This is a genomic window from Kineococcus sp. DHX-1 (assembly GCF_042473625.1).
Classification (GTDB): domain Bacteria; phylum Actinomycetota; class Actinomycetes; order Actinomycetales; family Kineococcaceae; genus Kineococcus.
Genome location: NZ_CP170445.1, coordinates 3,308,112 through 3,329,980, shown reverse-complemented (window position 1 = coordinate 3,329,980; position 21,869 = coordinate 3,308,112). Strand labels below are relative to the sequence as shown.

General features: G+C 73.8%; 24 protein-coding genes and 1 tRNA gene. 14 read left to right on the top strand and 11 right to left on the bottom strand.

What is annotated here, in order from left to right; genetic code table 11:
* The first annotated feature begins 21 nt into the window (after window positions 1-21).
* Both sigK and ACFEMC_RS15965 read left to right on the top strand, forming a co-directional pair.
* A complete protein-coding gene (gene sigK, locus ACFEMC_RS15970; protein WP_380170553.1) occupies window positions 22-570 on the top strand; it encodes an ECF RNA polymerase sigma factor SigK in 549 nt (182 codons plus the stop codon).
* A complete protein-coding gene (locus tag ACFEMC_RS15965) occupies window positions 567-1,313 on the top strand; it encodes an anti-sigma factor domain-containing protein (RefSeq protein ID WP_380170552.1) in 747 nt (248 codons plus the stop codon). Before sigK ends, ACFEMC_RS15965 begins: the two co-directional genes overlap by 4 nt.
* 1 nt (window position 1,314) lies before the next feature.
* Here the strand turns inward: ACFEMC_RS15965 and ACFEMC_RS15960 are convergent.
* Together ACFEMC_RS15960 and bcp are read right to left on the bottom strand one after the other, a co-directional pair.
* Window positions 1,315-1,396 (bottom strand) — tRNA-Leu (locus ACFEMC_RS15960).
* A gap of 12 nt (window positions 1,397-1,408) precedes the next feature.
* Window positions 1,409-1,885, bottom strand: coding sequence for a thioredoxin-dependent thiol peroxidase (bcp, locus tag ACFEMC_RS15955; RefSeq protein ID WP_380170551.1), 477 nt, complete (start codon window positions 1,883-1,885; stop codon window positions 1,409-1,411).
* 101 nt (window positions 1,886-1,986) lie between these two features.
* On the opposite strand from bcp, the gene ACFEMC_RS15950 reads away from it, so the two are divergent.
* From ACFEMC_RS15950 to ACFEMC_RS15925, 6 genes are all read left to right on the top strand, one after another.
* Entirely contained in the window at window positions 1,987-2,277 is a 291-nt protein-coding gene (locus ACFEMC_RS15950; protein WP_367639183.1) for a DUF3618 domain-containing protein, read from the top strand.
* A 34-nt stretch (window positions 2,278-2,311) separates the two neighbouring features.
* On the top strand, window positions 2,312-2,605 hold the full coding sequence (locus ACFEMC_RS15945) for a GroES family chaperonin (protein ID WP_380176825.1): 294 nt from the start codon (window positions 2,312-2,314) through the stop codon (window positions 2,603-2,605).
* Between the two features lie 10 nt (window positions 2,606-2,615).
* Entirely contained in the window at window positions 2,616-3,941 is a 1,326-nt protein-coding gene (locus tag ACFEMC_RS15940; protein ID WP_380176823.1) for a cytochrome P450, read from the top strand.
* A complete protein-coding gene (locus tag ACFEMC_RS15935; RefSeq protein WP_380170550.1) occupies window positions 3,938-4,336 on the top strand; it encodes a RidA family protein in 399 nt (132 codons plus the stop codon). The genes ACFEMC_RS15940 and ACFEMC_RS15935 overlap by 4 nt, the downstream gene beginning before the upstream one ends.
* Before the next feature lie 17 nt (window positions 4,337-4,353).
* Complete coding sequence (locus ACFEMC_RS15930; protein ID WP_380170549.1) at window positions 4,354-5,745, top strand: diguanylate cyclase domain-containing protein; 1,392 nt, start codon at window positions 4,354-4,356, stop codon at window positions 5,743-5,745.
* A gap of 94 nt (window positions 5,746-5,839) precedes the next feature.
* Window positions 5,840-6,193, top strand: coding sequence for a hypothetical protein (locus ACFEMC_RS15925; RefSeq protein ID WP_380170548.1), 354 nt, complete (start codon window positions 5,840-5,842; stop codon window positions 6,191-6,193).
* Here ACFEMC_RS15925 and ACFEMC_RS15920 read toward each other — a convergent pair whose 3' ends face one another.
* Complete coding sequence (locus tag ACFEMC_RS15920; protein WP_380170546.1) at window positions 6,194-6,664, bottom strand: hypothetical protein; 471 nt, start codon at window positions 6,662-6,664, stop codon at window positions 6,194-6,196. It abuts the gene before it with no gap.
* An 18-nt stretch (window positions 6,665-6,682) separates the two neighbouring features.
* On the opposite strand from ACFEMC_RS15920, the gene ACFEMC_RS15915 reads away from it, so the two are divergent.
* From ACFEMC_RS15915 to ACFEMC_RS15905, 3 genes are read left to right on the top strand one after another with little or no spacing between them, the layout of a single operon-like run.
* Window positions 6,683-7,612, top strand: coding sequence for a LysR family transcriptional regulator (locus tag ACFEMC_RS15915; RefSeq protein WP_380170545.1), 930 nt, complete (start codon window positions 6,683-6,685; stop codon window positions 7,610-7,612).
* Between the two features lie 21 nt (window positions 7,613-7,633).
* The gene (locus ACFEMC_RS15910; RefSeq protein WP_380170544.1) at window positions 7,634-8,017 is read left to right on the top strand and encodes an ArsR/SmtB family transcription factor; all 384 of its coding nucleotides are present in this window, start codon (window positions 7,634-7,636) and stop codon (window positions 8,015-8,017) included.
* Window positions 8,014-8,940, top strand: coding sequence for a cation diffusion facilitator family transporter (locus ACFEMC_RS15905; RefSeq protein WP_380170543.1), 927 nt, complete (start codon window positions 8,014-8,016; stop codon window positions 8,938-8,940). Before ACFEMC_RS15910 ends, ACFEMC_RS15905 begins: the two co-directional genes overlap by 4 nt.
* Before the next feature lie 36 nt (window positions 8,941-8,976).
* On the opposite strand, the gene ACFEMC_RS15900 is transcribed toward ACFEMC_RS15905, so the two are convergent.
* From ACFEMC_RS15900 to aztD, 3 genes are read right to left on the bottom strand one after another with little or no spacing between them, the layout of a single operon-like run.
* Window positions 8,977-9,867, bottom strand: coding sequence for an HD domain-containing protein (locus ACFEMC_RS15900; protein ID WP_380170542.1), 891 nt, complete (start codon window positions 9,865-9,867; stop codon window positions 8,977-8,979).
* 23 nt (window positions 9,868-9,890) lie between these two features.
* Window positions 9,891-10,751 carry a metal ABC transporter substrate-binding protein gene (locus ACFEMC_RS15895; RefSeq protein WP_380170541.1) on the bottom strand — a complete coding sequence of 287 codons (861 nt, stop codon included), beginning with the start codon at window positions 10,749-10,751 and terminating at the stop codon, window positions 9,891-9,893.
* On the bottom strand, window positions 10,748-12,007 hold the full coding sequence (gene aztD, locus ACFEMC_RS15890) for a zinc metallochaperone AztD (RefSeq protein WP_380170540.1): 1,260 nt from the start codon (window positions 12,005-12,007) through the stop codon (window positions 10,748-10,750). Before aztD ends, ACFEMC_RS15895 begins: the two co-directional genes overlap by 4 nt.
* 149 nt (window positions 12,008-12,156) lie before the next feature.
* Here aztD and treS point away from each other — a divergent pair, with 149 nt between their 5' ends.
* Entirely contained in the window at window positions 12,157-14,448 is a 2,292-nt protein-coding gene (treS, locus tag ACFEMC_RS15885) for a maltose alpha-D-glucosyltransferase (RefSeq protein WP_380176821.1), read from the top strand.
* Here treS and ACFEMC_RS15880 read toward each other — a convergent pair.
* Entirely contained in the window at window positions 14,426-15,460 is a 1,035-nt protein-coding gene (locus ACFEMC_RS15880; RefSeq protein WP_380170539.1) for a LacI family DNA-binding transcriptional regulator, read from the bottom strand. The genes treS and ACFEMC_RS15880 overlap by 23 nt on opposite strands.
* 60 nt (window positions 15,461-15,520) lie before the next feature.
* On the opposite strand from ACFEMC_RS15880, the gene ACFEMC_RS15875 reads away from it, so the two are divergent.
* Window positions 15,521-15,991, top strand: a complete 471-nt coding sequence (locus ACFEMC_RS15875; RefSeq protein ID WP_380170538.1) for a MarR family winged helix-turn-helix transcriptional regulator — start codon at window positions 15,521-15,523, stop codon at window positions 15,989-15,991.
* Here the strand turns inward: ACFEMC_RS15875 and ACFEMC_RS15870 are convergent.
* Window positions 15,975-17,288: a glycoside hydrolase family 125 protein gene (locus tag ACFEMC_RS15870; RefSeq protein ID WP_380170537.1), complete on the bottom strand. Its 1,314-nt coding sequence runs from the start codon at window positions 17,286-17,288 to the stop codon at window positions 15,975-15,977. The genes ACFEMC_RS15875 and ACFEMC_RS15870 overlap by 17 nt on opposite strands.
* 137 nt (window positions 17,289-17,425) lie before the next feature.
* Between ACFEMC_RS15870 and ACFEMC_RS15865 the strand changes: the two genes are divergently transcribed.
* A complete protein-coding gene (locus ACFEMC_RS15865) occupies window positions 17,426-18,520 on the top strand; it encodes a glycosyltransferase family 4 protein (protein ID WP_380170536.1) in 1,095 nt (364 codons plus the stop codon).
* A 6-nt stretch (window positions 18,521-18,526) separates the two neighbouring features.
* Here ACFEMC_RS15865 and ACFEMC_RS15860 read toward each other — a convergent pair whose 3' ends face one another.
* The 3 genes from ACFEMC_RS15860 to ACFEMC_RS15850 are packed head-to-tail and all read right to left on the bottom strand — an operon-like array spanning window position 18,527 to window position 21,834.
* Window positions 18,527-19,912 (bottom strand): ABC transporter substrate-binding protein, encoded by a 1,386-nt coding sequence (locus ACFEMC_RS15860; protein ID WP_380170535.1) that lies wholly within the window; start codon window positions 19,910-19,912, stop codon window positions 18,527-18,529.
* On the bottom strand, window positions 19,909-20,802 hold the full coding sequence (locus tag ACFEMC_RS15855; RefSeq protein WP_380170534.1) for a carbohydrate ABC transporter permease: 894 nt from the start codon (window positions 20,800-20,802) through the stop codon (window positions 19,909-19,911). The genes ACFEMC_RS15860 and ACFEMC_RS15855 overlap by 4 nt, the downstream gene beginning before the upstream one ends.
* A gap of 42 nt (window positions 20,803-20,844) precedes the next feature.
* Window positions 20,845-21,834: a carbohydrate ABC transporter permease gene (locus tag ACFEMC_RS15850; protein WP_380170533.1), complete on the bottom strand. Its 990-nt coding sequence runs from the start codon at window positions 21,832-21,834 to the stop codon at window positions 20,845-20,847.
* Between the last annotated feature and the right edge of the window lie 35 nt (window positions 21,835-21,869).

Sequence of the window (21,869 nt, the reverse complement as noted above, 5' to 3'; positions counted from 1 at the left end):
GGGTGTGCCATCGTGACCACGATGACCACCACCACCGAGGACGCTCTGGTGGCCGCTGCCCGCGGCGACCAGCAGGCGTTCGCGTCGTTCTACGACGCCACCGCGGGGGCGGTCCACGGCACGGTGCTCAAGGTCCTGCGCGATCCCGCGCAGTCTGAGGAGGTCGTGCAGGAGGTCTTCCTGGAGGCGTGGCGGACGGCCGCCCGCTTCGACCCGGCCCGCGGCACGGCCCGCGGGTGGGTCGTCACCATGGCCCACCGCCGGGCCGTGGACCGGGTGCGGTCGGCCCAGGCCAGCACCCTGCGGGACGAGAAGGCGGGGCTCCGCGAGGTCCCCCCGTACGACAGCGTGAGCGAGGAGGTGGAGGACGTGTTGGAAGCCGACGAGGTGCGCCGTGCGCTGACCCTCCTCACCCCGGTGCAGCGGCAGGCCATCGACCTCGCCTACTACGGCGGACGCACCCACCGCCAGATCGCCGAGGACCTCCAGCTGCCGCTCGGCACCGTCAAGACCCGCCTGCGGGACGGCCTGATCCGGCTGCGCGACGCGCTGGGGGTGGGGGACCGGTGAACCGCCAGGACCAGCACGACGACCCGCTGCTCTCCGCCGCGTGGGCCCTCGACGCCCTCGACGACGACGAACGCGCCGCGTTCGAGGAACGACTGCGGACCCACCCGGACGAACGCGCCGACGCGGACGCGTTGCGTGAGACCGCGTCCCGGCTGTCCGCCGCGACGGCACCGCCGCCGCACCTGCGCGCGTCCGTCCTCGCGGCCCTGGCCACCACCCCCCAGGAGCGCCCCTCCGCGCCGGTCGTCGACCTGAGCTCGGAACGGTCCCGCCGCCGCGGCCCGTCGCGGTGGAGCGCCCTGGTGGCGGCCGCCGGCATCCTCGTGGGCGCCGTCGGCGTCGGTGTCGGCGTGGGCGTCGCGAACCGCTCCGGCGACACCGTCGTCAGCGCGGACCGGGTGGCGCGGCAGAACATCACCGACCTGATGGCCACCCCGGGCGCCCGGGTCTCGACGGTCGCCGCGACCGACGGCGGGACGGCCACCCTCGTCCAGGCCGACGGCCGGATCGGCGTCCTCACCTCGGGGCTGCCCGCCGCCGGAGGGGGCCGGGACTACCAGTTGTGGCTGGCGCGGGGCGACGCCCTGACGTCGGCCGGGATGCTGCACGTGACGTCCGCGGGGGGTTCGGCGGTCGTCGTGGCGGCCGGGTCCGCGACGGGGGTCGGGATCTCGCTCGAACCCGCCCGGGGGTCGGCGCAACCGACGACCACCCCGGTCGTGTTCACGCCCCTCAGCGCGTGAGTGCGGGAGAAGGGACTCGAACCCTCACGCCCGGAGGCACAGGAACCTAAATCCTGCGTGGCTGCCAGTTACACCACTCCCGCTCGGGCGCCAGACTACTGGTCGAGCCCGAGGTCCTTGCGGAGCTTGGCGACGTGACCCTTGGCGCGGACGTTGTACTGCGCCAGTTCCACGACGCCCTGGGGGTCCACCACGACCGTCGACCGGATCGTGCCGACCGACGTCCGGCCGTAGTTGGTCTTCTCGCCCCACGCGCCGTACGCCTCGAGCACCGCGTGGTCGGGGTCGGACAGCAGCGGGAACGTGATGCCGTCCCGCTCGGCGAAGGCGGCGAGCTTGTCGACGCCGTCCTTGGAGATCCCCACCACGGTGAAACCTGACGCGGCCAGCGCGTCGAGGGAGTCGCGGAAGTCGCACGCCTGGGTCGTGCAGCCCGGCGTCATCGCGGCGGGGTAGAAGTACACGACGACGTGCCGGCCCGCGGCCCGCAGGTCCGTCAGCGACACCGTCGTGGAGTCGTGCGCGGTCAGCGTGAAGTCGGGGGCGGGGTCTCCGGGCACCAGACGCGTCATGGACCGGGACCCTAGCCCCCGCGCCCGCGAGCCCCCGCAGGAGAGGGCGCACCTTCTCCGGTACGGTTCCGGGGACGTCCAGAGGAACACAGGAGGTGGCCGTGGCGGCCAGCGACGGCAAGGCCGAGATCACGACCAACGACCCGCGCGCCCTCGAGCGCGAGGTGGAAGCACGTCGGGCCGCGCTCGCGGGCACGATCGACGAACTCACCGACCGGCTCGCGCCGAAGACCATCGCCCAGCGCACGGTGGCCGACGTCCGGGGACGGGTGCACTCCTTCGCCTTCGACCACCGCGGGGGCCTGCGCGTCGAGCGCGTCGCCGCCGTCGGCGTCGCGGTCCTCGGTGTCACGACGTTCGTCGTCGTCCGCGCGGTGCGCAAGCGCCGCTGACCTCGTGAGCACCCCCGACCAGCTGCCCGTCCGGATGCTGCACGACCGCGTCCTCGTCCTGCCGGACGACGCCGCGGAGCGCAAGTCCTCAGCGGGCATCCTCATCCCGGCCACGGCCGCCGTCGGCAAGCGGCTGTCGTGGGCGGCGGTGGTGGCCGTCGGACCGCACGTCCGCCAAGTCGCCACGGGGGACAAGGTCCTGTTCGACCCCGAGGAGAAGGCCGAGGTCGAGCTGCACGGCAAGGGGTACGTCCTGCTGCGCGAACGCGACCTGCACGCCGTCGCCGCCCCGGGCGAGGACGCCGGCCGCACCGGTCTGTACCTGTAGGCCCGGACCCCTGAACCGGTACTCCCCGCTCGACGTCGGCGGGCCCTCCCCGCTCGACATGGTCCGCGCGGTCCCGCGCATCCTGCGGGCCCCGCACCTCTTCCTCACCGAGGTCACCGCCCGGCACGGCGCGGCCGCCGCGATCCCGTTGCCCCGCACGCCCGTCCTGGTCCTGGCCGATCCCGGCGGGGTCCGCCGCGTGCTCGTCGACAACGCCCGCGGCTACGGCAAGGCGACCATCCAGTACAACGCCCTGGCCACCGTCACCGGGCCCGGCCTGCTGGCCGGCGACGGGCAGCGCTGGCGCACCCACCGCCGCGTGGTCCAGCCCGCGTTCCACCACGCCGGGCTGCGCGACGTCGCCGCGCACGCGGTCCACGCCGGGCGCCGGCTCGCCGCCGAGGCGGACGCGCTGGCCCCCGGCCGGCCGCTGGAGGTCCTCGACGCCACGTCCCGGGCCGGGCTGGAGGTCGTCGGTCACACCCTCGCCGCGGCCGACCTCTCGAACGACGCGCCCCTGCTCGTCGACGCCGTCGGCCGCGCCCTCGAACTCGTCGTCCGCCGCGCCGCCAGCCCCGTCCCCGGGGCCTGGCCCACGCCGTCGCGCGCCCGCCTCGCCCGCGAGGTGGCCGCCGTCGACGGCGTCTGCGCCCGCATCCTCGCCGACCGGGCGCGCCGCCCCCTCGACGACCCGCGCGACCTCGTCGGGCTCATGCTCGCCGCCGGCATGGACGACCGGCAGGTCCGCGACGAGCTCGTGACGTTCGTCGTGGCCGGTCACGAGACCGTCGCCAGCTCCCTCACGTGGACGCTGGACCTGCTGTCCCGCAACCCCTCCGCGCTCGCCAGCGTCCACGACGAGGTCGCCGCGCTCGACGCGGCGCCCGGCTGGGACGACCTGCCGCGGCTGCCGTACCTGCGGGCCGCGGTCGACGAGGCCCTGCGCCTGTACCCGCCCGCCTGGGTCATCACCCGGCAGGCGCTCGCCGACGACGTCGTCGCCGGGGTCGACGTCCCCGCCGGCACGCTCGTCATCGTCTGCACGTGGGCGCTGCACCGCGACCCCGCGCTGTGGGAGGACCCGACCGCGTTCCGGCCCGAGCGGTTCCTCGAGCCGGCCCGCCGAGACCACTACGTCCCCTTCGGCGCCGGGCCGCGCCTGTGCATCGGCCGCGACCTCGCCCTCGTCGAGGAGGTGCTCGTCCTGGCCGAGCTCCTGCGCACCCACACCGTCCGGCCCGCCGGTCCGCCCCGGACCGTCGACGCGCTCGTCACCCTCCGCCCGCGCGGCGGACTGCCCCTGCACGTCGAGCGCCTGCCAGGCTCGCGGCCATGAGCAGCCGCAAGGAGACGTTCGTCTTCAGCCCCGACGACGGGGTCCCGCCGCAGGTCGGCCCGTTCGCCCACGCGACCCGGCTCGGGGACCTCGTGTTCGTCACCGGCCAGATGCCCACCGACCCCGCGACCGGGCGGCTCGTCGAGGGCGGGGTCGTCGAGCAGGCCGAGCAGGTCCGGGCCAACCTCGCCGCCGTCCTGGCCCAGCTCGGGCTCACCCTGGACGACGCGCTGCAGGTCCGCGTCTACCTGACGGACTTCGAGGCGGACTTCGCCGCGTTCAACGAGCGCTACCGGACCTGGTTCGACGGGCCCCTGCCCGCCCGCACCACCGTCGGCGTCACGGGGCTGGCCGTCGGAGCCCTTGTCGAGATCGACCTCATCGCCGGACGGTAGGTGCCGATGGGTCGGGTGTGACGCGCACCCGTCCCGCCGTCGTCCTGGCGGTCGCCGGCCTAGTGCTCGTCGACGGCTGGGGTCCTCCGGCCGCCCAGGCCGTGGCGGCCGTGGGGCCCGCGGCGGTGGCCGGCGCCGTCGCCGCCTCCCGCCTGCGCCACCGTCCGGCCGCCCAGCGCGCCGCCTGGCTCGTCCAGCTGGTCGGTGTCCTCGTCCTGGCCGTCGGCTACGGCGTCTTCCAGCTCGCGCTGCTCCTCGGCGGGACGCCCGGGTACGCCGTCCCGGCCGACCCGTTCTTCCTCGCCGGCTCCGCCCTCGTCACCACGTGGCTGCTCCTGCTCAACCGCGGCACCCGCGACCGGGCCGCCACCGTCGACGCCGGCATCGCCGTCACGGGGCTCGGGGTCGCCATCACCGCCCTGCTGCTGCGTCCCGCGCTCGCGGGCGACCCCGACCCGGTCGACGTGGCGTTCACCGCGGTCTACCCGGTGCTCGACCTCCTCGGGCTCGGCCTGCTCCTGCGGTTGCGCCTGGCGGGCCGCGCCCCGACCCGCCCGGCGAACCTCCTCGCCGCGTCCTGGGGCTGCCTGCTGTTCGGCGACAGCGCCTTCGGTGCGCTCGTGGCCGTGCTCCCCGTCGACGTGCGGCCCTGGTTGGGCCTGCCGTTCCAGCTGGCCCTGCTGCTGCAGGCCGTGGCGCTGGTGCACCCCCGCTCGGACGACCTGGGCACGGGCGTCCCGCGCACGCGGGCCTGGTCCCGCACGCACTGGGTCGTCGTCGGCGGAGCGGCCTGCCTGCCGCCCGCCGTGCTGCTGGCCCAGGGGGTCGCGGGCGTCACCGTCGACTGGCTCGTCACGGGCACCGGGTCGCTGCTGCTGTCGGCGCTGGCCGTCAGCCGCGTCCACCACGCGGTGCTGAGCGTCCAGGGCCAGGCCGACCTGCAGGGGCGGCTGGCCCGGACCGACGAGCTCACGGGTCTGCCGAACCGCCGCAGCTGGGACGCGGACCTGCGGCGGGCCGCCGAGGCCGGTGGCCCCGTCGCCGTCGCGCTGCTCGACCTCGACCACTTCAAGCGGCTCAACGACAGCCGGGGTCACGCCGCCGGGGACCTGCTGCTGCGCGCGGCCGCGGACGCCTGGCGCTCAGCGCTGCCGGGGGACGCGGTCCTGGCCCGGCACGGCGGCGAGGAGTTCGCGCTCCTCCTGCAGGGGGACCTGGTGGCGGTGGCTGACGTCCTGGCCGACCGCCTGCGAAAGGTGTGCCCGGCGCCGCAGACGGTCTCGGTGGGGTTGGCGGTCCGCGAACCGGGGGAGCACCCGGCGGCGCTGCTGGCCCGCGTGGACGACGCTCTCTACCGGGCCAAGGCCGAAGGCCGGGACCGGGTCTGCACCGCTGCTCCGACCGGGTGATCTAGAAGGTGCGGGCTCAGTCCCGCACCGGCGGCGACCGATCGATCTCCCACGACCCGCTCCGGGTCGCGCTCCATGGGTCGAGGAGGAAGCCGTGAAGCCGTTGCACCAGGTCCTGCGGGACCTCGAGTTCGCCGCCCACCAGGGGACGCTGACGCCGTCGTTCCTGGATTCGTACGCCCGCCGGAACGGGGAGAAGGTGCTGGCGCTCTACAGCCTCGCCGCCCGGCACCAGCTGACCGTCGCCCACGAGGAGGGTCGCAACGACCACCTCGCGGTCGAGAAGGAGTGGCACTCCGTCGTGGACACCACCGCCGTCGAACGGGAGCTGGACGCCCGCAGCGCCGAGGTGGTCCGCCGGGTCCGGGACGCCGCCGACGACGGCCGTCCCGCCTGCCTGCGCAAGCGCAGCCGCACGTCCTTCTTCCCGCTCAGGACGGCGGTCTGATCAGGGCATCTCCATCGTCTCGGCGCGGCGGACCTCCGCCAGCGCCGCGTCGAGGGCCCGCCGCAGGGGGCGCCCCGGGCCGGTCGCCAGGTCGTGCACGAGCAGCACGGAGTGCTGCAGCACGAGTGCGTGACCGAGCCGGGGCACCTCCTCGGGATCGGGGTGCTCCCCGAGCGCGGCGACCAGGACGACGACGAGGATGCGCGGGTCGAGCCCGCCGAACCACGCGGCACCGCGGGCCGTCGCGGCCACCGCGGCGCGCACGTCGTCGGCGTCGAGACCGTCGGGGTGCTGCTCCTCGAGGGCCTGGCGGAGCACCCAGCCGAGGACGACGCGCGCCTGTTCGGCGTCGAACGCCGCCAGGTCCGTCGTTGCCGCGGTGAAGACCGTGGCGTCGGCCCGGCCGGCCGCCTCGACGGCGCGCGTGACGTGACGGGTCAGCAGGGTCGGATCGGTCGGTGCGGGGCTCACCTGCCTACCCTGCCCGACGTGCCCCTGGACCGTGTGCCCGACCTCACCTCGTTGCGCCTGCTCGTCGCGGTCGTGGAGACGGGGTCCATCGGCCGGGGCGCGCGGAAGGTCGGCATGACCCAGCAGGCCGCGTCGGACCGGTTGCGCGCCGTGGAGTCCCAGGTGGGCGTCGCCCTCCTGCACCGCAGCCGGCAGGGCTCGCGTCCCACCGAGGCGGGCACGCTCCTGACCGGCTGGGCCACCCGGCTGCTCGAGGTCGCCGAGGAGGTGGCCGAGGGCATCGGCACCCTGCGCGCCGACCGGACGTCGCCGTTGCGGGTGGCCTCCAGCATGACCGTCGCCGAGCACCTGGTGCCGCGGTGGCTCCTGGTCCTGCGGCAGCGCTCCGAGGCCGGGAGAGCCGCGCCGCAGCCGGTGGAACTCCTGGCCACCAACTCGGTGCGGGTGCTCGCCGCCCTGGCCGACGGGGCTGCCGACCTCGGTTTCGTCGAGGGCCCCGACGTGCCGCGCGGGTTCCGCAGCCGGGAGCTGCTCGAGGACCACCTCGTCGTCGTGGTCGCCCCCGGCCACCCCTGGACGCGACGACGCCGCCCCGTGGGGCCTGCGGACCTCGCCGCGACCCCGCTCGTCTCGCGCGAGCAGGGGTCGGGGACGCGGGACGTCCTCGAACGAGCCCTCGCCGCCGCGGGCCTCGTCCCCGTGCCGCCCGCCGTCGAACTGACCACGGCGACGAGCGTGCGCGAGGCCGTGCGCGCCGGCACCGGGGTCGCCGTCCTCAGCAGGCTCGCCGTCGCCGACGACCTCGACGCGGGGCGGCTGCGCACCGTGGTGGTGGAGGGACTCGACCTGGGCCGGACTCTGCGCGCGGTGTGGACCGGGGCCGCCCGGATGGCGCCCGGACCGGCCCGTGAACTCCTCGGCATCGCCGCGGGGACCGCACACCCCTGACCCATCGTCTACTCTTTGCGCATGGACGCAAGTAGTGCGTGCCGTCGCACGCTGCCGGCCGACCAGGTCGACCTGGCCGTCGAGGTGTTCCGGATGCTGGCCGACGCCACCCGCGTGCAGCTGCTCTGGGCCCTCATCGGGCGGGAACTGCCCGTCGGTGAACTCGCCGCGCACGTCGGCAAGCCCGTGCCGTCCGTCTCCCAGCACCTCGCCAAGCTGCGCATGGCACGCCTCGTGGCCACGCGGCGCGAGGGGGTCCAGATCTTCTACCGGCTGGAGAACGACCACGTCGCCCAGCTCGTGACGGACGCCGTGCACAACGCCGAGCACGCCGGGCCGGGAGTTCCCGGCCACCACCGCAGCGACCGGGAACTGCGTGCGTTGCACTCGGAGGCCGGCGCGTGACCGGACACGGACACGGGCACGGACACGGCCACGGCCACGCGGAGTCCCTGGACGACGCTCTCACGGCGAGTTCCGCCGGGATCCGCGCGGTGAAGCTGAGCCTCGTGGGTCTCGCGGTCACCGCTGCGCTGCAGGCCGTCGTGGCGGTCGCGTCGGGTTCGGTGGCCCTGTTCGCCGACACCGTGCACAACGCCGCCGACGCGCTGACGGCCGTTCCGTTGTGGATCGCCTTCGCCCTGGGACGCCGGGCGGCCACCCGTCGGTTCACCTACGGGTACGGCCGGGCCGAGGACCTGGCCGGCTTGTTCGTGGTGGTGGTCATCGCGGCGTCCGCGCTCGTCGCCGGCGTCGAGGCGGTGCGGCGCCTGCTCGATCCCGCGCCGGTCGAGCACCTGGGCTGGGTGGCGCTGGCCGGTCTGGTGGGTTTCGCCGGGAACGAGGCGGTCGCCCAGTTCCGCATCCGCACCGGCCGGCGCATCGGTTCCGCGGCTCTCGTCGCCGACGGGTTGCACGCGCGCACCGACGGGTTCACGTCCCTCGCCGTGCTCGTCGGAGCGGGCGGGGTGGCGGTGGGGTTCCCGCTGGCCGACCCGCTCGTCGGGCTCGTCATCACGGTTGCGATCCTGGCGGTGCTGCGCACCGCGGCGCGTGACGTGTTCGCCCGCCTCATGGACGGGGTGGATCCGGAACTGGTCCACACCGCCGAGGTCACGCTCGCCGCCCAGCCCGGGGTGCTGGCGGTGCGGACGGTCCGCTTGCGCTGGACCGGCCACCGGTTGCTCGCCGACGCCGAACTCGACGTCGACCCCACGTCGACGCTCGGCGAAGCCCACGACCTCGCGCACCGCGCCGAAACGGCACTGGCGCAGGCGGTCCCGAAGCTCGACCGGGCCGTCGTGCACGCCTACCCGGGGCACCCCTAGGGTCGCGACGGTTCCCCGCGCGGGCTGCGCCCCGAGTCAGCGCCGCACGATCCACCGCTCCGCGGGAACCGGCGGGAGTTCCCCGGTGATCCGCCACGGCGTTCCGTCGACCTCGGGCGGGTCGACGTAGAGGCGCGTCGTCCGGTGCAGCACCGCTCCCGGGGCCGGGTGCTCCACGACGGTCCACGCGCCGGGGTCGCGACGGAACTCGGCCACCTCCGCTCCGGTCACGGGGTGGGTCAGCAGCAGGGTCCAGAACTCGTCGTCGGTCATCGCGGGAACCCCCGGTTCGTCGAGGACGGCGGCGGACCAGTCGCGGACGAGTCCCGTGGCGACGACGTTGGCGGGGGAGGACTGCGACCAGGCCTCGTCGACGACGAGCGCGGACAGCGCCTCCGCCGTCGCGGGGGAACACGCCACGGCCCCGTCGAGCCGCGAACACCCCGCGAGGAGTTCCGCCGGGGCGACGGCTCGGCCGCGGACCCGGGCGCTGCGGGCGTAGGAGTCGAGGTGGTCCAGCGTCATGAGGCCCGGACGGCGGGGTTCGACGGGGACGACCCCGTGCCGGTCGAGGACGGGCCGCAGTTCCGCTCGCCGGTGTCGTCCGAGCTCGTGGTGGTCCAGCCCTCCGAGTCCCTCGAACGTGTGGCTCAGCGGGAGGTGCCCGACGTCGTGCAGCAGCGCCCCCGCCCTCGCCGCGTGGTCGTCGGGTGCGACGTGCGCGGTGAGGGCGAGGACGCCGAGGGAGTGCTCGAGCCGGGAGTAGGACTGCGTGGTCACCGCAGCAGCGGCGCCGGCGTGCGCGACGAACTGCAACCGCCGCACCCACCACGAGCGCAGGAGTTCCCGCTCCAGCGGAGTGAGGACGACCGTGACGCCCCACAGCGGGTCGCGGTAGGTCCCGTCGAGGGCGAGGGTGTCGCTCACCCGCCCAGTCTGGACCCGGTCGGTCAGGCCGAGCAGTTCAGTCCGGTCCGCAAGGCCTCGAGGTTCTCGCGCATCAACGACAGGTAGTCCTGGCCCTCGGCGACGCGTTCCACCGGGTGCAGCACCGCGGTGCGCACTCCGAGGTCGCGGGCGAGCTTGTCCGCGACCGCGGGGTTGGCCGTCTCCTCGAAGAAGACCGTGGTGACCGAGTTCTCGCGGGCCACCTCCATCACGTCGCGGACGCGGGCGGGGGAGGGTTCCACCTCGGGGTCGACCCCGGCGATCCCGATCTGCCGCAACCCGTACCGCTGCGCGAGGTAGCCGAACGCCTCGTGCGAGGTGACGAGCGCGGCGTCCCGGCACCCGGCGAGCGCCGACGCGTAGTGGGCGTCGAGCCGTTCCATCTCGCCCGCGAACCGGTCGGCGCCCGCGCGGTACTCCGCGGCCCCGTCGGGGTCGACCTCGGCGAGCTCGCCGGCCACGTCGCGACCGAGCGAGGCCATCCGGAGCGGGTCGAGCCAGAAGTGCGGGTCGCGGTCGTCGTCGGCGTACCGCGCCGCGTCGACGAGGTGCTGCGGCGGCCGCGCGTCGAGGGCGTCGTCGATGGCCGGTTGCAGTCCGCTGAGGTGGACGACGACGTCGGCGTCGACCATCTCGGCCACCTGCCGGGTCGACACCTCGGTGCCGTGGCTGTCGTCCCCGGCGGCCAGGACGCTCGTCACCGCCGCCCGGTCCCCGGCCACGGCCTCGGCCGTGAACTGCAGGGGGTGGGACGTGGTCACCACGCTGACCCCGTCCTCCCCGCCGGTCTGCGGGTCCGGGGACCCGCAGCCGGCGAGGAGGACCAGGGTGAGCGCGCCGCCGGCCAGCGGCGCGGACCTCACTCGGTGACCTCGCCGGGGACCGCGGTCAGCTCGTTCGGGGTGACCTCCAGCGTGCCGCTGGCGTAGACCTCGCCGGTCTCGATGTCGACGGCGTGGATCTCCTTCGTGGCCGGCTCGGTGACGTAGGCGGTGCCGTCCATCGTGAACACCTGCGGCTGGGGGGCCTGCCAGTCCTCCTGGACCTCCCACGGCGCGACGACGGGCGTGGAGCGGGTGACGGTGCCCGCCACCGTGTCGACGAGGTGCAGCTGACCGTCGGTGCCGAGCACGACGCCCTCGCCGTTCTCGCCGCGGCCCAGCGACCGGTACCAGTAGGAGGTGCCGCCGGGCAGCTCCACCAGGCGCAGGGTCGCGTTCGTCGTGTCGATGAGCGAGACGCGCGTCGTGAGGTCGACCTCGGCGTCGGGGTTCGACTTGTAGTCGCCGAGGACGATCGGGGACTCGTCGGTGCCCCACTGGTTGCCGATGCGGCCGTAGGCGTCCGGGCTCTGGACCTTGGTGATCTCGGTGCCCTTGACGACGAGGACGCCGTCGCTGCAGCCGATGACGACGGTCTCCTCGGCCGCGACCGTCTCGCCGTGGGTGTTGGGGCACGCCTCGCTCGCCGCGACCTGCCGGTCCTCCGCGTCGAGGACGCGGATGCCGGTGCGGGCCTCCTCCGTCCCCTCGGTGACGACGAGCGATCCGTCGCTGCGCTCGACCGCGACGCCGTGGTGCGCGGACGGGGTCGTGTACTCGCGCGCCTCGCCCTCTTCCACGGCGTCGTGGGCGACGTGCTCGGAGTCGAAGGAGACGACCTTGCCGGTGCCGTCGTCGAAGAGCGTCGTCCTGCCGGCGTGCCGGACGACGTGCCCCGGCTTCTCCGCGGCGTACACGACGTCGGTCTCGTGGGGCTGCGCCGTGTAGTAGTGCGAGTGGTCGCCGTGGGGCTCGCTCCAGGCACCGGCGTCCAGGACGTGGAAGCCGCCGGCGGCCGACACCACCACGTGACGACCGTCGCCGGCCGGGTTGAGCCGGGTGAAGCCGTCGTAGGGCACGTCGGCGAGCACCTCGAACGTGGAGGCGTCGAGCACCTGCACGCCGCCGTCGTAGGTGACGGCGACCCGGGCCTTGGCGGCGCCGACCTCGGTGGCCTCGGGGGCGGTCGAGGTGCTGGGTGGGGCGGCGGGGGTCTCGGAAACGCCACCACCGCAGGCGGTCAGCAGCGTCAGGGAGAGGGGGAGGGCGGTCAGGGACAGCAAGGGGCTGCGGCGCACGGGAGACGTCCAACCTGGTCGGGAGCTGTGAACGCCGGAACCGTAACACGAGTGAGAACCGTTATCGACATGCGGTGCGCGACCTCCGGTCGAGAAGCGGGCCGGTCTGTGGTGGGGTGAGGTCCGTGGACGACGACACCGACACCGCCATCGACACTCCCGAGGTCGAGACGGACACCGCAGAGGTCGAGCTGGTCGAGCACGAGCCGAGCGAGATCACGTACGATGAGCAGCGCTACCCGGCCCGCCCGCGGGCACTGCGCCGTCCCCGCCCGCAGGCGCGGCTGCGCGGCACGGACGCGCCGCCCCGGCCGGAGGCGGGCGAGGGCGCGGCCGACGGGTCGAACCCGGAGTACGTGCGGTGGCTGCTCGTGCAGTCGATGCTCGCCGACGCGGAGAAGATCAGCCGTCAGTTCTCCGGCAAGGCGAGCATGTGGCAGAACCCGTACGCCAAGCCCGACCCGCGCCGCGCCGTCGACACGGCCGCGGTCTGGTTCACCGCGTACCCCATCTCCCTCATCACCCGCCCCGGCCGGTCCTTCCTCGGGTCTCTCGGTGACCCCGACCTGTGGCAGGCGTTCCAGCGCATCGGGATCGACGCGGTGCACACCGGCCCGGTGAAGTCGGCCGGTGGTCTCGACGGCTGGCGCCAGACGCCCAGCGTCGACGGCCACTTCGACCGCATCTCCACCGAGATCGACCCGATGTTCGGGACCGAGGGGGAGTTCCGCCACCTGTGCGAGGTCGCGGCCGACCACGACGGCAGCGTCATCGACGACATCGTCCCCGGGCACACCGGCAAGGGGGCGGACTTCCGCCTGGCCGAGATGGCGTACGAGGACTACCCCGGGATCTACCACATGGTGGAGATCCCGCAGGAGCACTGGGAACTGCTGCCCGACGTCCCGCCCGGACACGACGCCGCGAACCTCGACGCCGGATCCGAGGCGGCGCTGTCCGAACTCGGGTTCATCATCGGCCAGCTGCAGCGCGTCATCTTCTACGCCCCCGGCATCAAGGAGACGAACTGGTCGGCGACCCGCGAGGTCGTCGGCGTCGACGGGACCACACGGCGCTGGGTCTACCTGCACTACTTCAAGCAGGGCCAGCCGTCGGTGAACTGGCTCGACCCCTCCTTCGCCGGCATGAAGCTCGTGATCGGCGACGCGCTGCACTCCCTGGGTGACCTCGGGACGAGCGCACTCCGCCTGGACGCCAACGGCTTCCTCGGCGTGGAGAAGAGCGTCGAGGGTCCGGCGTGGTCCGAGGGGCACCCGTTGTCCGAGGCCGCGAACCACCTCATCGCCGGCATGGTCCGCAAGGTCGGGGGGTTCACGTTCCAGGAGCTGAACCTCACGATCGAGGACATCCGCGACACCTCCGAGGTCGGCGCGGACCTGTCGTACGACTTCATCACCCGTCCCGGCTGCCAGCACGCCGTCGCCACCGGCGACACGGAGTTCCTGCGCCTGTGCCTGCGCCAGGCGCTGGAACTCGGCGTCGACCCCGCGTCCCTCGTGCACGCGCTGCAGAACCACGACGAGCTGACGTACGAACTCGTGCACTGGGCGACCCGGCACTGCGAGGACGAGTACGAGTTCCGCGGCACGACGGTCACCGGCGGCACGCTCGCCGAGACGATCCGGGCCGACCTCGTCGAGCGCCTCACGGGGGACAACGGCCCCTACAACCTCGTCTTCACGACGAACGGCATCGCCTGCACCAGCGCGAGCGTCATCGCCGCCAGCCGGGGTCACCGCGACCTCGACGGCCTCACCGAGGACGACGTCGAGCAGATCAAGCGGGCCCACCTGCTGATGGCGATGTTCAACGCCTGGCAGCCGGGGGTCTTCGCCCTGTCCGGCTGGGACCTCCTCGGCATGCTGCCGCTGCCGGTCGAGAGCGTGAAACCCCTCCTGACCTCGGGGGACACCCGCTGGATCGAGCGCGCCGGGCACGACCTCATGGGGGTCGCCCCCGAGGCGACGATGTCGGCCTCGGGGATCCCCGTCGGGCGCTCGCTCTACGGCACCATCCCCGAGCAGCTGCAGGACGACAACTCGTTCGCCAGCAAGCTGTCCCAGGTCCTCGCGGTCCGCCGCGACAACCGCATCGCGACGGCCCGGCAGATCGACATCCCGGCCGTCGCCCACCCGAGCATGCTCGTCATGGTCCACGAGCTGGACCCGGCCGACCACGGTGGCCGCACCGCCCTGCAGGTGACGGTCCTGAACTTCGGCTCGGAGACGATCGAGGGTTCGGTGCGCTCGGAGCACTTCACCCCGCGCGTGCCCGTCACGGACCTGTCCAACGGCGGCGAGATCGGCTGGGTCGACGACCTCAAGAGCTTCGGCGTGTGGCTCAAGCCGTACGCCGGCCTGTCGCTCCTGCTGCGGGAGAACGAGCCCGAGGACGAGATCAGGCGTCCTGAGGGACGTTGAACGGTGTGACGATCTGGACGGCCGAGGCGCTGCCGGTCAGCTCGGTGCGGGTGTAGGGAGCCTGCAGGAGCATCCGGCAGGCCTGCCGGCAGTCGGCGCGCAGGTCGTGGTGCAGCACGGCCGTCAGGTCGCCGCGGCGCAGCAGGTCGGCGTTCTCGCCGTCGAGGTCGTGCGCGACGAACGCCGCGGGCCTGCTGCCGCCGCGTTCGAAGGCCCGCACGACGGCCCCGTTGCCCCCGGCTCCCGCGCACATCGAGTACACCGCGCGGAGCCCGGGCCGGTCGCCGAGGACGGCGAGCACGGACTCCTCGACGACGGTGGGGTCCTGGTCGTCGTCGACGACCGTGAGCACGGGCCGCACGGACCCCTCCAGCTGGGCGAGGGCCGCCTCGAAGCCGGCCCACCGCTCCCGGTCCCCGTCCTGCGGCTGCAGGCCCCGCACGACGAGGACGGGCTCGGAGGGGTCGGGGGCCCACTGCGTCAGCAGGTAGGCGGCGGTGGCGCCGGCGCCCCGGTTGTCGGCGCCCACGTACCCGCGGCGCCGGCTGCCCGGCAGGTCGCTCGCGAGCGTGACCACGGGGACCTGGGCGGCGGCCAGCTGCTCGACGGCGGCGCGGACCACCGGCAGGTCCGGGGACTGCAGCAGGACGCCGTGGGAGCCGGTGCGCCGCACGCGGTCCAGCTCGGCGGCCACCCAGTCCGCGGACGCCCCGGGCACGGTGTGGAACCGTGCCCGCACGGTGGCGGGGTGCAGGGCGGGCAGTTCGGCCTCCAGGGCCGAGCGCACGGCGTCGGCGAAGCGGGCGGGGGAGGCCATGACGACGTCGACCACCACCGTGCGCCCGGTGAGCCGCACCTGCGACCGCTGGCGCTCGAGGTCGGTCACGGCGCGCCGCACCTGCTCCACGGTCGCCGTCCGCACACCCGGCCGTTCGTGCAGCACCCGGTCCACGGTGGCCTCCGACACCCCCGCCTGCAGGGCGATGTCCCGCACGCTGAACGTCCGCCTCACGGGCAGATGCTCCCACGCTCGTGCACCAACAGTTCGCGCACGAACGGGTAGCCTGCCCCCGTGACGACCGAGGACCCGCTGGCGCTGGAACGGCAGGTCTGCTTCGCCCTCGTGGTGGCGGCCCGGACCGTCCTGTCCGTGTACCGGCCCGTCCTGGAACCCCTCGGCCTGACCCATCCGCAGTACCTGGTCATGCTCGCGCTCTGGGGCCGGGAGCCGATGTCCGTCAAGGACCTGTCGCAGGCCCTGCAGCTGGACCCGCCGACGTTGTCCCCGCTGCTCAAGCGGCTGGAGGCGCAGGGGTTGCTCGAACGCCGACGGGTGCCGGAGGACCAGCGCAGCCTCGCCGTCACCCTGACCGAGCGGGGGAGGGCGCTGCGCGAGGAGGCGCTGCGGGTGCCCGGGCAGGTCCTCGAGCGGCTCGGGATGGACGTGGCCGAGCTCGAGCTCCTGCGGGACGGGCTGACGCACGTCATCGACGCGGCCACGTCAGCGGGGGCCACGACGGCGGGCCTCAGTCGAGGTCGGTGACGCGCTTGCCCAGCAGGGACAGCGCCAGCTCGCAGAACGTGGAGTCGGCCCAGGAGAACCACTCGCGCGTCCACCGCGACGGGTCGTCGACGTGGAACCCCTCGTGGACGTGGCCGGTGTCGTCGTCGCAGTCGGCGACCAGACGCAGGACCCGGACCGCCTCCTCCTCGTCCCCGCTGGTCAGGGCCTGTACGCAGAGGGCGATCGGCCAGACGTAGCGGTCCGGCGTGTGCGGGCTGCCGATGCCCGTCGCCGCGGTCCCGCGGTGGAACCAGGGGTTGGTGTCGGACAGCACGAGCCCGCGCGTCGCGACGTACAGCGGGTCGTCGGCGCGGCAGGCGCCGAGCAGGGGCAGCGAGAGCAGGCTGGGCATGTTCGCGTCGTCGGCCAGCAGCGTGCTGCCGAGGCCGTCCACCTCGTACGCCCACACGCGGCCGTGCTCGGGGTGCTCCACGACGCCGTGGGCGGCGACGGCCGCCCGCAGCTCGGCGGCGAGGGCCTCGGCGTCGGTGGCGAGCGCGGTGTCGTCGAACACCTCGCGGGCGAAGGTGGCCACGTGGTCAAGGGCCCGGGCGGCGAAGAGGTTCGCCGGGACGTTGTACCCGTGCTCGCAGGCGTCGTCGCTGGGGCGGAACCCCGACCACGTCATGCCGGTGACGGCCACGGGGGTCCCGAGCCCGTCGCGGTCGAGCGTCTCGCTGCGCTCGTCGGTGGGCCGGACGAACCGGTACGGCGACCGGCCCTCGTGGTCCTGCTCCAGCCGCCACAGGTCGACGATGCGCCGCATCGCCGGGTGCGCGTCCGGTCCCAGCAGGTCGTCGCGGCCGGCGGCACGCCGCAGCCGGTGCGCCAGGAGCACGGGGAAGGCGAGGGAGTCGACCTCGTACTTGCGCTCCCACAGCCACGGGTCGTCGCTGTTGTCGCCGGGTTCGTGGCAGCGACCGGTCGGGCCGTCGTTGAAGGCGTTGGCGTAGGCGTCGTGCCGGATGGAGGCGAACTGGGTCCGCAGGACCCCGGCGATGACGTCGGTGAGGGCCGGTGCGCGGTCCAGCAGCAGCAGGTACGTCTGCCACTGCGCCGTCGAGTCGCGCAGCCACATGGCCGGGATGTCGCCCGTCACGACGAAGACGGACCCGTCGGGCCGGACCGTCGGCGTGCGCTCGACGGTCTCCCGCAGCGCGCGGGCCACGATGCGCCCGACCCGTTCCCCGGCCCGCTGCGTCACCTGCTCCGCCAGGTCGTCCACCAGCGTCGCCGGCAGCAGCTCGTCCACGTCCACCCTCGTCCTCGCGTCCACGGCGCCACTGTAGAGGCAGTCTGGGAACGATCTCAGGAGAACCGCGCATCCGCCGGGGCGAAGTGTTCGCGCGGCGTTCAGCCGACCTCCTCCCGGGCGTGGCCGGGCCGGGCGCGCGGCGCACCCACCCTGGAGCCGTGCGAGTAGCGATCGTCACCGAGTCCTTCCTGCCCCAGGTCAACGGTGTGACCGGCTCCGTGCTCAAGGTCTGCGAGCACCTGCGCTCCGAGGGTCACCAGGCCCTCGTCGTCGCCCCCGGACCGGGCCCGTCCCGGCACGGTTCCGTCCCCGTCGTCCGCACCGCCTCGGCCCCGCTGCCCGGGTACGCCGAGCAGCGGGTCGCCTACCCGTCCTGGCGGCTCACCCAGGCGCTGCGCGACTTCCGTCCCGACGTCGTCCACCTGGCCGCCCCGACGGTCCTCGGGGCGCAGGCCGCGACCATCGCGCGGCGCGCCGGGGTGCCGGCCGTGGCGGTCTACCAGACCGACCTGCCCGGGTACGCCGCCCGGTACGGGTGGCGGGGTGCCTCGCAGGCGGTCTGGCGCTGGCTGCGCCGGGTCCACGAGATGGCGGCCCGCACCCTCGCCCCCAGCCGGCACGCGTGCGCCGAGCTCGTGGCCCACGGGTTCCCGGACGTCTCGCGCTGGCCGCGCGGCGTCGACGTGCAGCGGTTCCACCCCCGGTTCCGCGACCAGGCGTTCCGCCGGGACCTCACCCCGCGCGGTGAACTCCTCGTCGGCTACGTCGGGCGGCTGGCCCGCGAGAAGGAGCTCGACCTCCTCCGCGAGGTGCACGGCGTGCCGGGGGTGCGCCTCGTGGTCGCGGGCGACGGACCGCAACGCGCCCACCTGCAACGGGTCCTGCCCCGGGCGCACTTCCTCGGCATGGTGCACGGGGCGGAGGTCGCCCGGGTGTTCGCCTCGCTCGACCTGTTCGTCCACACCGGCCGCCACGAGACGTTCTGCCAGACCGCCCAGGAGGCCCTGGCCAGCGGCGTCCCCGTCGTCGCCCCCGCGGCCGGCGGGCTGCTGGACATCGTCGACCCGGGTGTGAACGGGGAGTTCTTCACCCCCGGCGACGGCGCGCAGCTCCAGCGGGTCGTGGACCACCTGCGCCAGGACACCGGTGCCCGGCTCGAGCTCGCCGGCCGGGCCCGGGCCTCCGTGGCCGGTCGCGACTGGACCTCGGTCGGGCACGACCTCGTCGCGACCTACCGCGCGGTGTCCGTCTAGCGTCGGCTAGACCCCGACCGTCCCGAACCCCTCCGGGAGCCGGAACGGGCAGTACGGGCTCATCTGCGGCTCGACCCTGTCCTGGGCGCGCTGCAGGGCCTCCCGGGCCGGGGTGCGGCTGTAGAGCACGGCGTCCTTGGCGTCGACCGTGGCGTCCCACAGCACCTGCGCCGCGGGCAGCGGCGGCCGGGACGTGCTGTGCTGCAGCTCGTCGGCGAAGAACCGCAGCGACGGGTCCGAGGCGGAGGGGTCGGACAGCACGTCCACCCGGGTGGGCAGGCGCTTGAGCTCGCCGAGCAGGGCCCGCTGCCCGTCCGCCCCCGCGTAGCTCGTCATGAAGTCCCACACCTCCTTCGAGCGGCTCGAGCCCTTCGGCGTCGCCACCGCGAAACCCCCCGACCACGTGTAGGGCCGGTCGCCGGGGGAGTTCACGGGCAGGTGCGTCACGCCGACGTCGAGGTCGGGGGCGTACTTGGCGAACTGCGACAGCCACCACGGCGTGGCCGTGACGAAGGCCCGCCGGCCGGTGAACACCGTGTTCGCCGACGGGGGACCGGACGCGGGCTGGTAGGTCGCGAGGAACAGGTCGACCTTGGCGAAGTCCAGCCGGTCGCGCCACTCCTCGAGCTGCTCGTAGGCGTGCAGCACGGGGTCGGCGAGCAGGTCGACGCTGCAGGTGCTGTCGTCGAAGTATGTCGCCCCGCGCGCGAACGAGTACGTCATCGGCCACCCCTCGTCGCTCCAGGGGATCCAGCCGAGCCGCTCGTAGTTCCCGCGCGCGTCCCGGCGGGTCACGGCGTCGGCCATGTCCAGCACCCGGTCGAAGGTGACCGGGCCGTTGGCCGGGTCGAGCTCGTCCGGGTCCACCCCCGCCTCGCGGAGCATCGTCTTGTTGTAGAACAGGACGCGGCAGTCGGTCTCGGTGGGCAGGGCGTACAGCTTGCCGTCGTAGCTCGCCTCGTCGACCGCGAAGCGCAGCCACCCCGAGCGGAACTCCTCGACGCTGAGCCCGGTGTTCTCCTCGACGAGCGGGTCGAGGGGTTCGAGCAGGCCGAGGGCCGCGTACTGCGCCGTCGTGAACCGGTCGAGCAGCCAGACGTCCGGGGCGGTGCCGCCCCGAACGGCCGTGATGATGCTGGCGCCGTAGTTGAGGGAACCCGCCGGCACCTGGCTGGCCGTGATCCGCGTCCCGGGGTTCGCCGCCGTCCAGGCGTCGAGGAACCGCGTCTGCGCCGGCAGGTCGTCCCCGCCTGCGCCCCAGAAGGCGATGTCCCCGGCGGCTCGCGGACCGGAACCGCACCCGGCGAGCCCGGTCGACCCCGCCAGTCCGGCCAGGCCCGCCGCACCCCCGCCCAGGACCGTGCGGCGGCTGGGGTGCTGGGTGCGGCTCACTTGAAGCTCCCGACGGTCGCGCCACGGATGAAGTAGCGCTGGAAGAGGAAGAAGAGGACGACGAGCGGCAGGATCACCAGGAAGGACACCGCCATCAGCTGGTTGTACTGGAAGTCCTCGGTGGAGGCGGTCATCGTGTACGCCTGGATCCCGATGGACAGGGTCTGCACGTCCTGGTCCTGCAGGTACAGCAGCGGTCCCATGAAGTCGTTCCAGGACCCCACGGCGGCGAAGATGGCGACCGTTGCCAGGGCCGGCCGGGCCTGCGGGAAGACGACCGTCCACAGCGTCCGCCACGCGTTCGCACCGTCGATCGAGGCGGCGTCGAGCACGTCGCGGGGGAACTGCAGCAGGAACTGCCGGATGAGGAAGACGTAGAACGCGGACGCGAACATCGACGGCACCACCAGTGGCGCCCAGGTGTTGATCCAGCCGAGCTTGGCGTAGAGGTCGAACATCGGGATGAGCGTGATGGGGAAGGGGATGAACAGCGTCGCGATGACGACGTAGAACACCTTGTCCCGGCCGGGCCACTGCAGGCAGGAGAACCCGTACGCCACGACGAAGTTCGAGGCGACGGCGAAGACCACCGACAGCACCGTCACGACGACGGTGTTGCGGAAGAACGTGAAGAAGGGCATGGACTGCACCGCCGCGGAGAAGTTCTCCCAGTGCAGTTCGTGCGGCCACAGCGTCGGCGGGAACGCCGACAGTTCGGTGTCGGACTTCAGGGCGCTGGCCACCATCCAGTACAGGGGCGCCAGGAACGCCAGCGAGATGACCACCAGCACCAGGCGGGCGGTCCAGCGGGCGCGCCGCGTGCGCACGGGCCGGGCGCGCAGGTCTCCTCGGGTGGACCCGGAGGTGGGGCGGGGGAGGGTCACGGCCACGTCGTCGTCTCCTCTCGTCGGTTCTCGTGGGTGGGGCGGGTCTCAGCCGGCGTCGAGGTCGTAGTTCACGAAGCGCTTCGACAGGACGTAGACGAGCGCGGACAGGGTCACGCCCACCACGAAGAGCAGGAACGCGAGCGCGGAGGCGTAGCCCAGCGAGGCGTAGCTGAACGCGTTGCGGTAGACGTACAGCATGTAGAAGAGCGTTCCGTTGTCCGGACCGCCGACCGCGTCGGAGACACCCGCCGAGACGACGTACCCCTCGGTGAAGACCTGCAGCGCGCTGGAGATCCCGGTGATGAGGTTGAACAGGACGACGGGGGAGATGAGCGGCAGCGTGATCGACAGGAACTGCCGCACGGGCCCGGCCCCGTCGACCCGGGCCGCCTCGTACAGCGTCGGCGGCACGGCGCGCAGGCCGGCGAGGAAGATGAGCGCGGCGTTGCCCGCGGCGAGCTGGGCCATCGCGACGATGACGAACTTGATCGTCCGGGGGTCGCCGAGGAGGTTGACGTCACCGGCGCCGAACACGCGCAGCACCTGGTTCACGACGCCGAACTGCGGGTTGACGAAGACGATGAAGATGAACCCGAGGGCGAACGTCGGGACGAGCGAGGGGATGTACAGCGCCGTCCGGTACCAGCGGACCTCGCGCAGGTCCTGGTTCATCGCGATGGCCACCACGAGCGCCACGAGCAGGCTGCAGGGCACCGCGACCACGGCGTACAGCAGTGTGTTCCCGATGGAGGTCCGCACGAGCGGGTCCACCGCGGCCGACACGTAGTTCGTGAACCCGACGAAGTCGGGGGAGTTCATCCCCGAGTACCGGGTGAGGCTCACGACGAACGAGTAGACGACCGGGTAGAGCACGAAGACGACGACGCCGACGATCCACGGGGAGACGAAGGCCAGCCCCGTCCACAGGCGCCTGCGGTCGCGTGGGCTCAGTCGTGGCCCGGCGCGGCGCACCTCGAGGGTGCCCGGGCGCAGCCGGGGTGGGTCCGTGGTGGTTCGACCGGTCGCTGGGAACACGAGACCTCCGGGGCGGCGGACTTCCCGTCGGCCGG

Excerpts from the sequence above, each read along its gene's own strand:
- ACFEMC_RS15935 (WP_380170550.1), top strand. The coding sequence starts at position 3,938 with ATGAGCAGCCGCAAGGAGACGTTCGTCTTCAGCCCCGACGACGGGGTC.
- sigK (WP_380170553.1), top strand. The coding sequence starts at position 22 with ATGACCACCACCACCGAGGACGCTCTGGTGGCCGCTGCCCGCGGCGAC.
- ACFEMC_RS15945 (WP_380176825.1), top strand. The coding sequence starts at position 2,312 with ATGCTGCACGACCGCGTCCTCGTCCTGCCGGACGACGCCGCGGAGCGC.
- bcp (WP_380170551.1), bottom strand. The coding sequence starts at position 1,885 with ATGACGCGTCTGGTGCCCGGAGACCCCGCCCCCGACTTCACGCTGACC.
- ACFEMC_RS15910 (WP_380170544.1), top strand. The coding sequence starts at position 7,634 with ATGGACGCAAGTAGTGCGTGCCGTCGCACGCTGCCGGCCGACCAGGTC.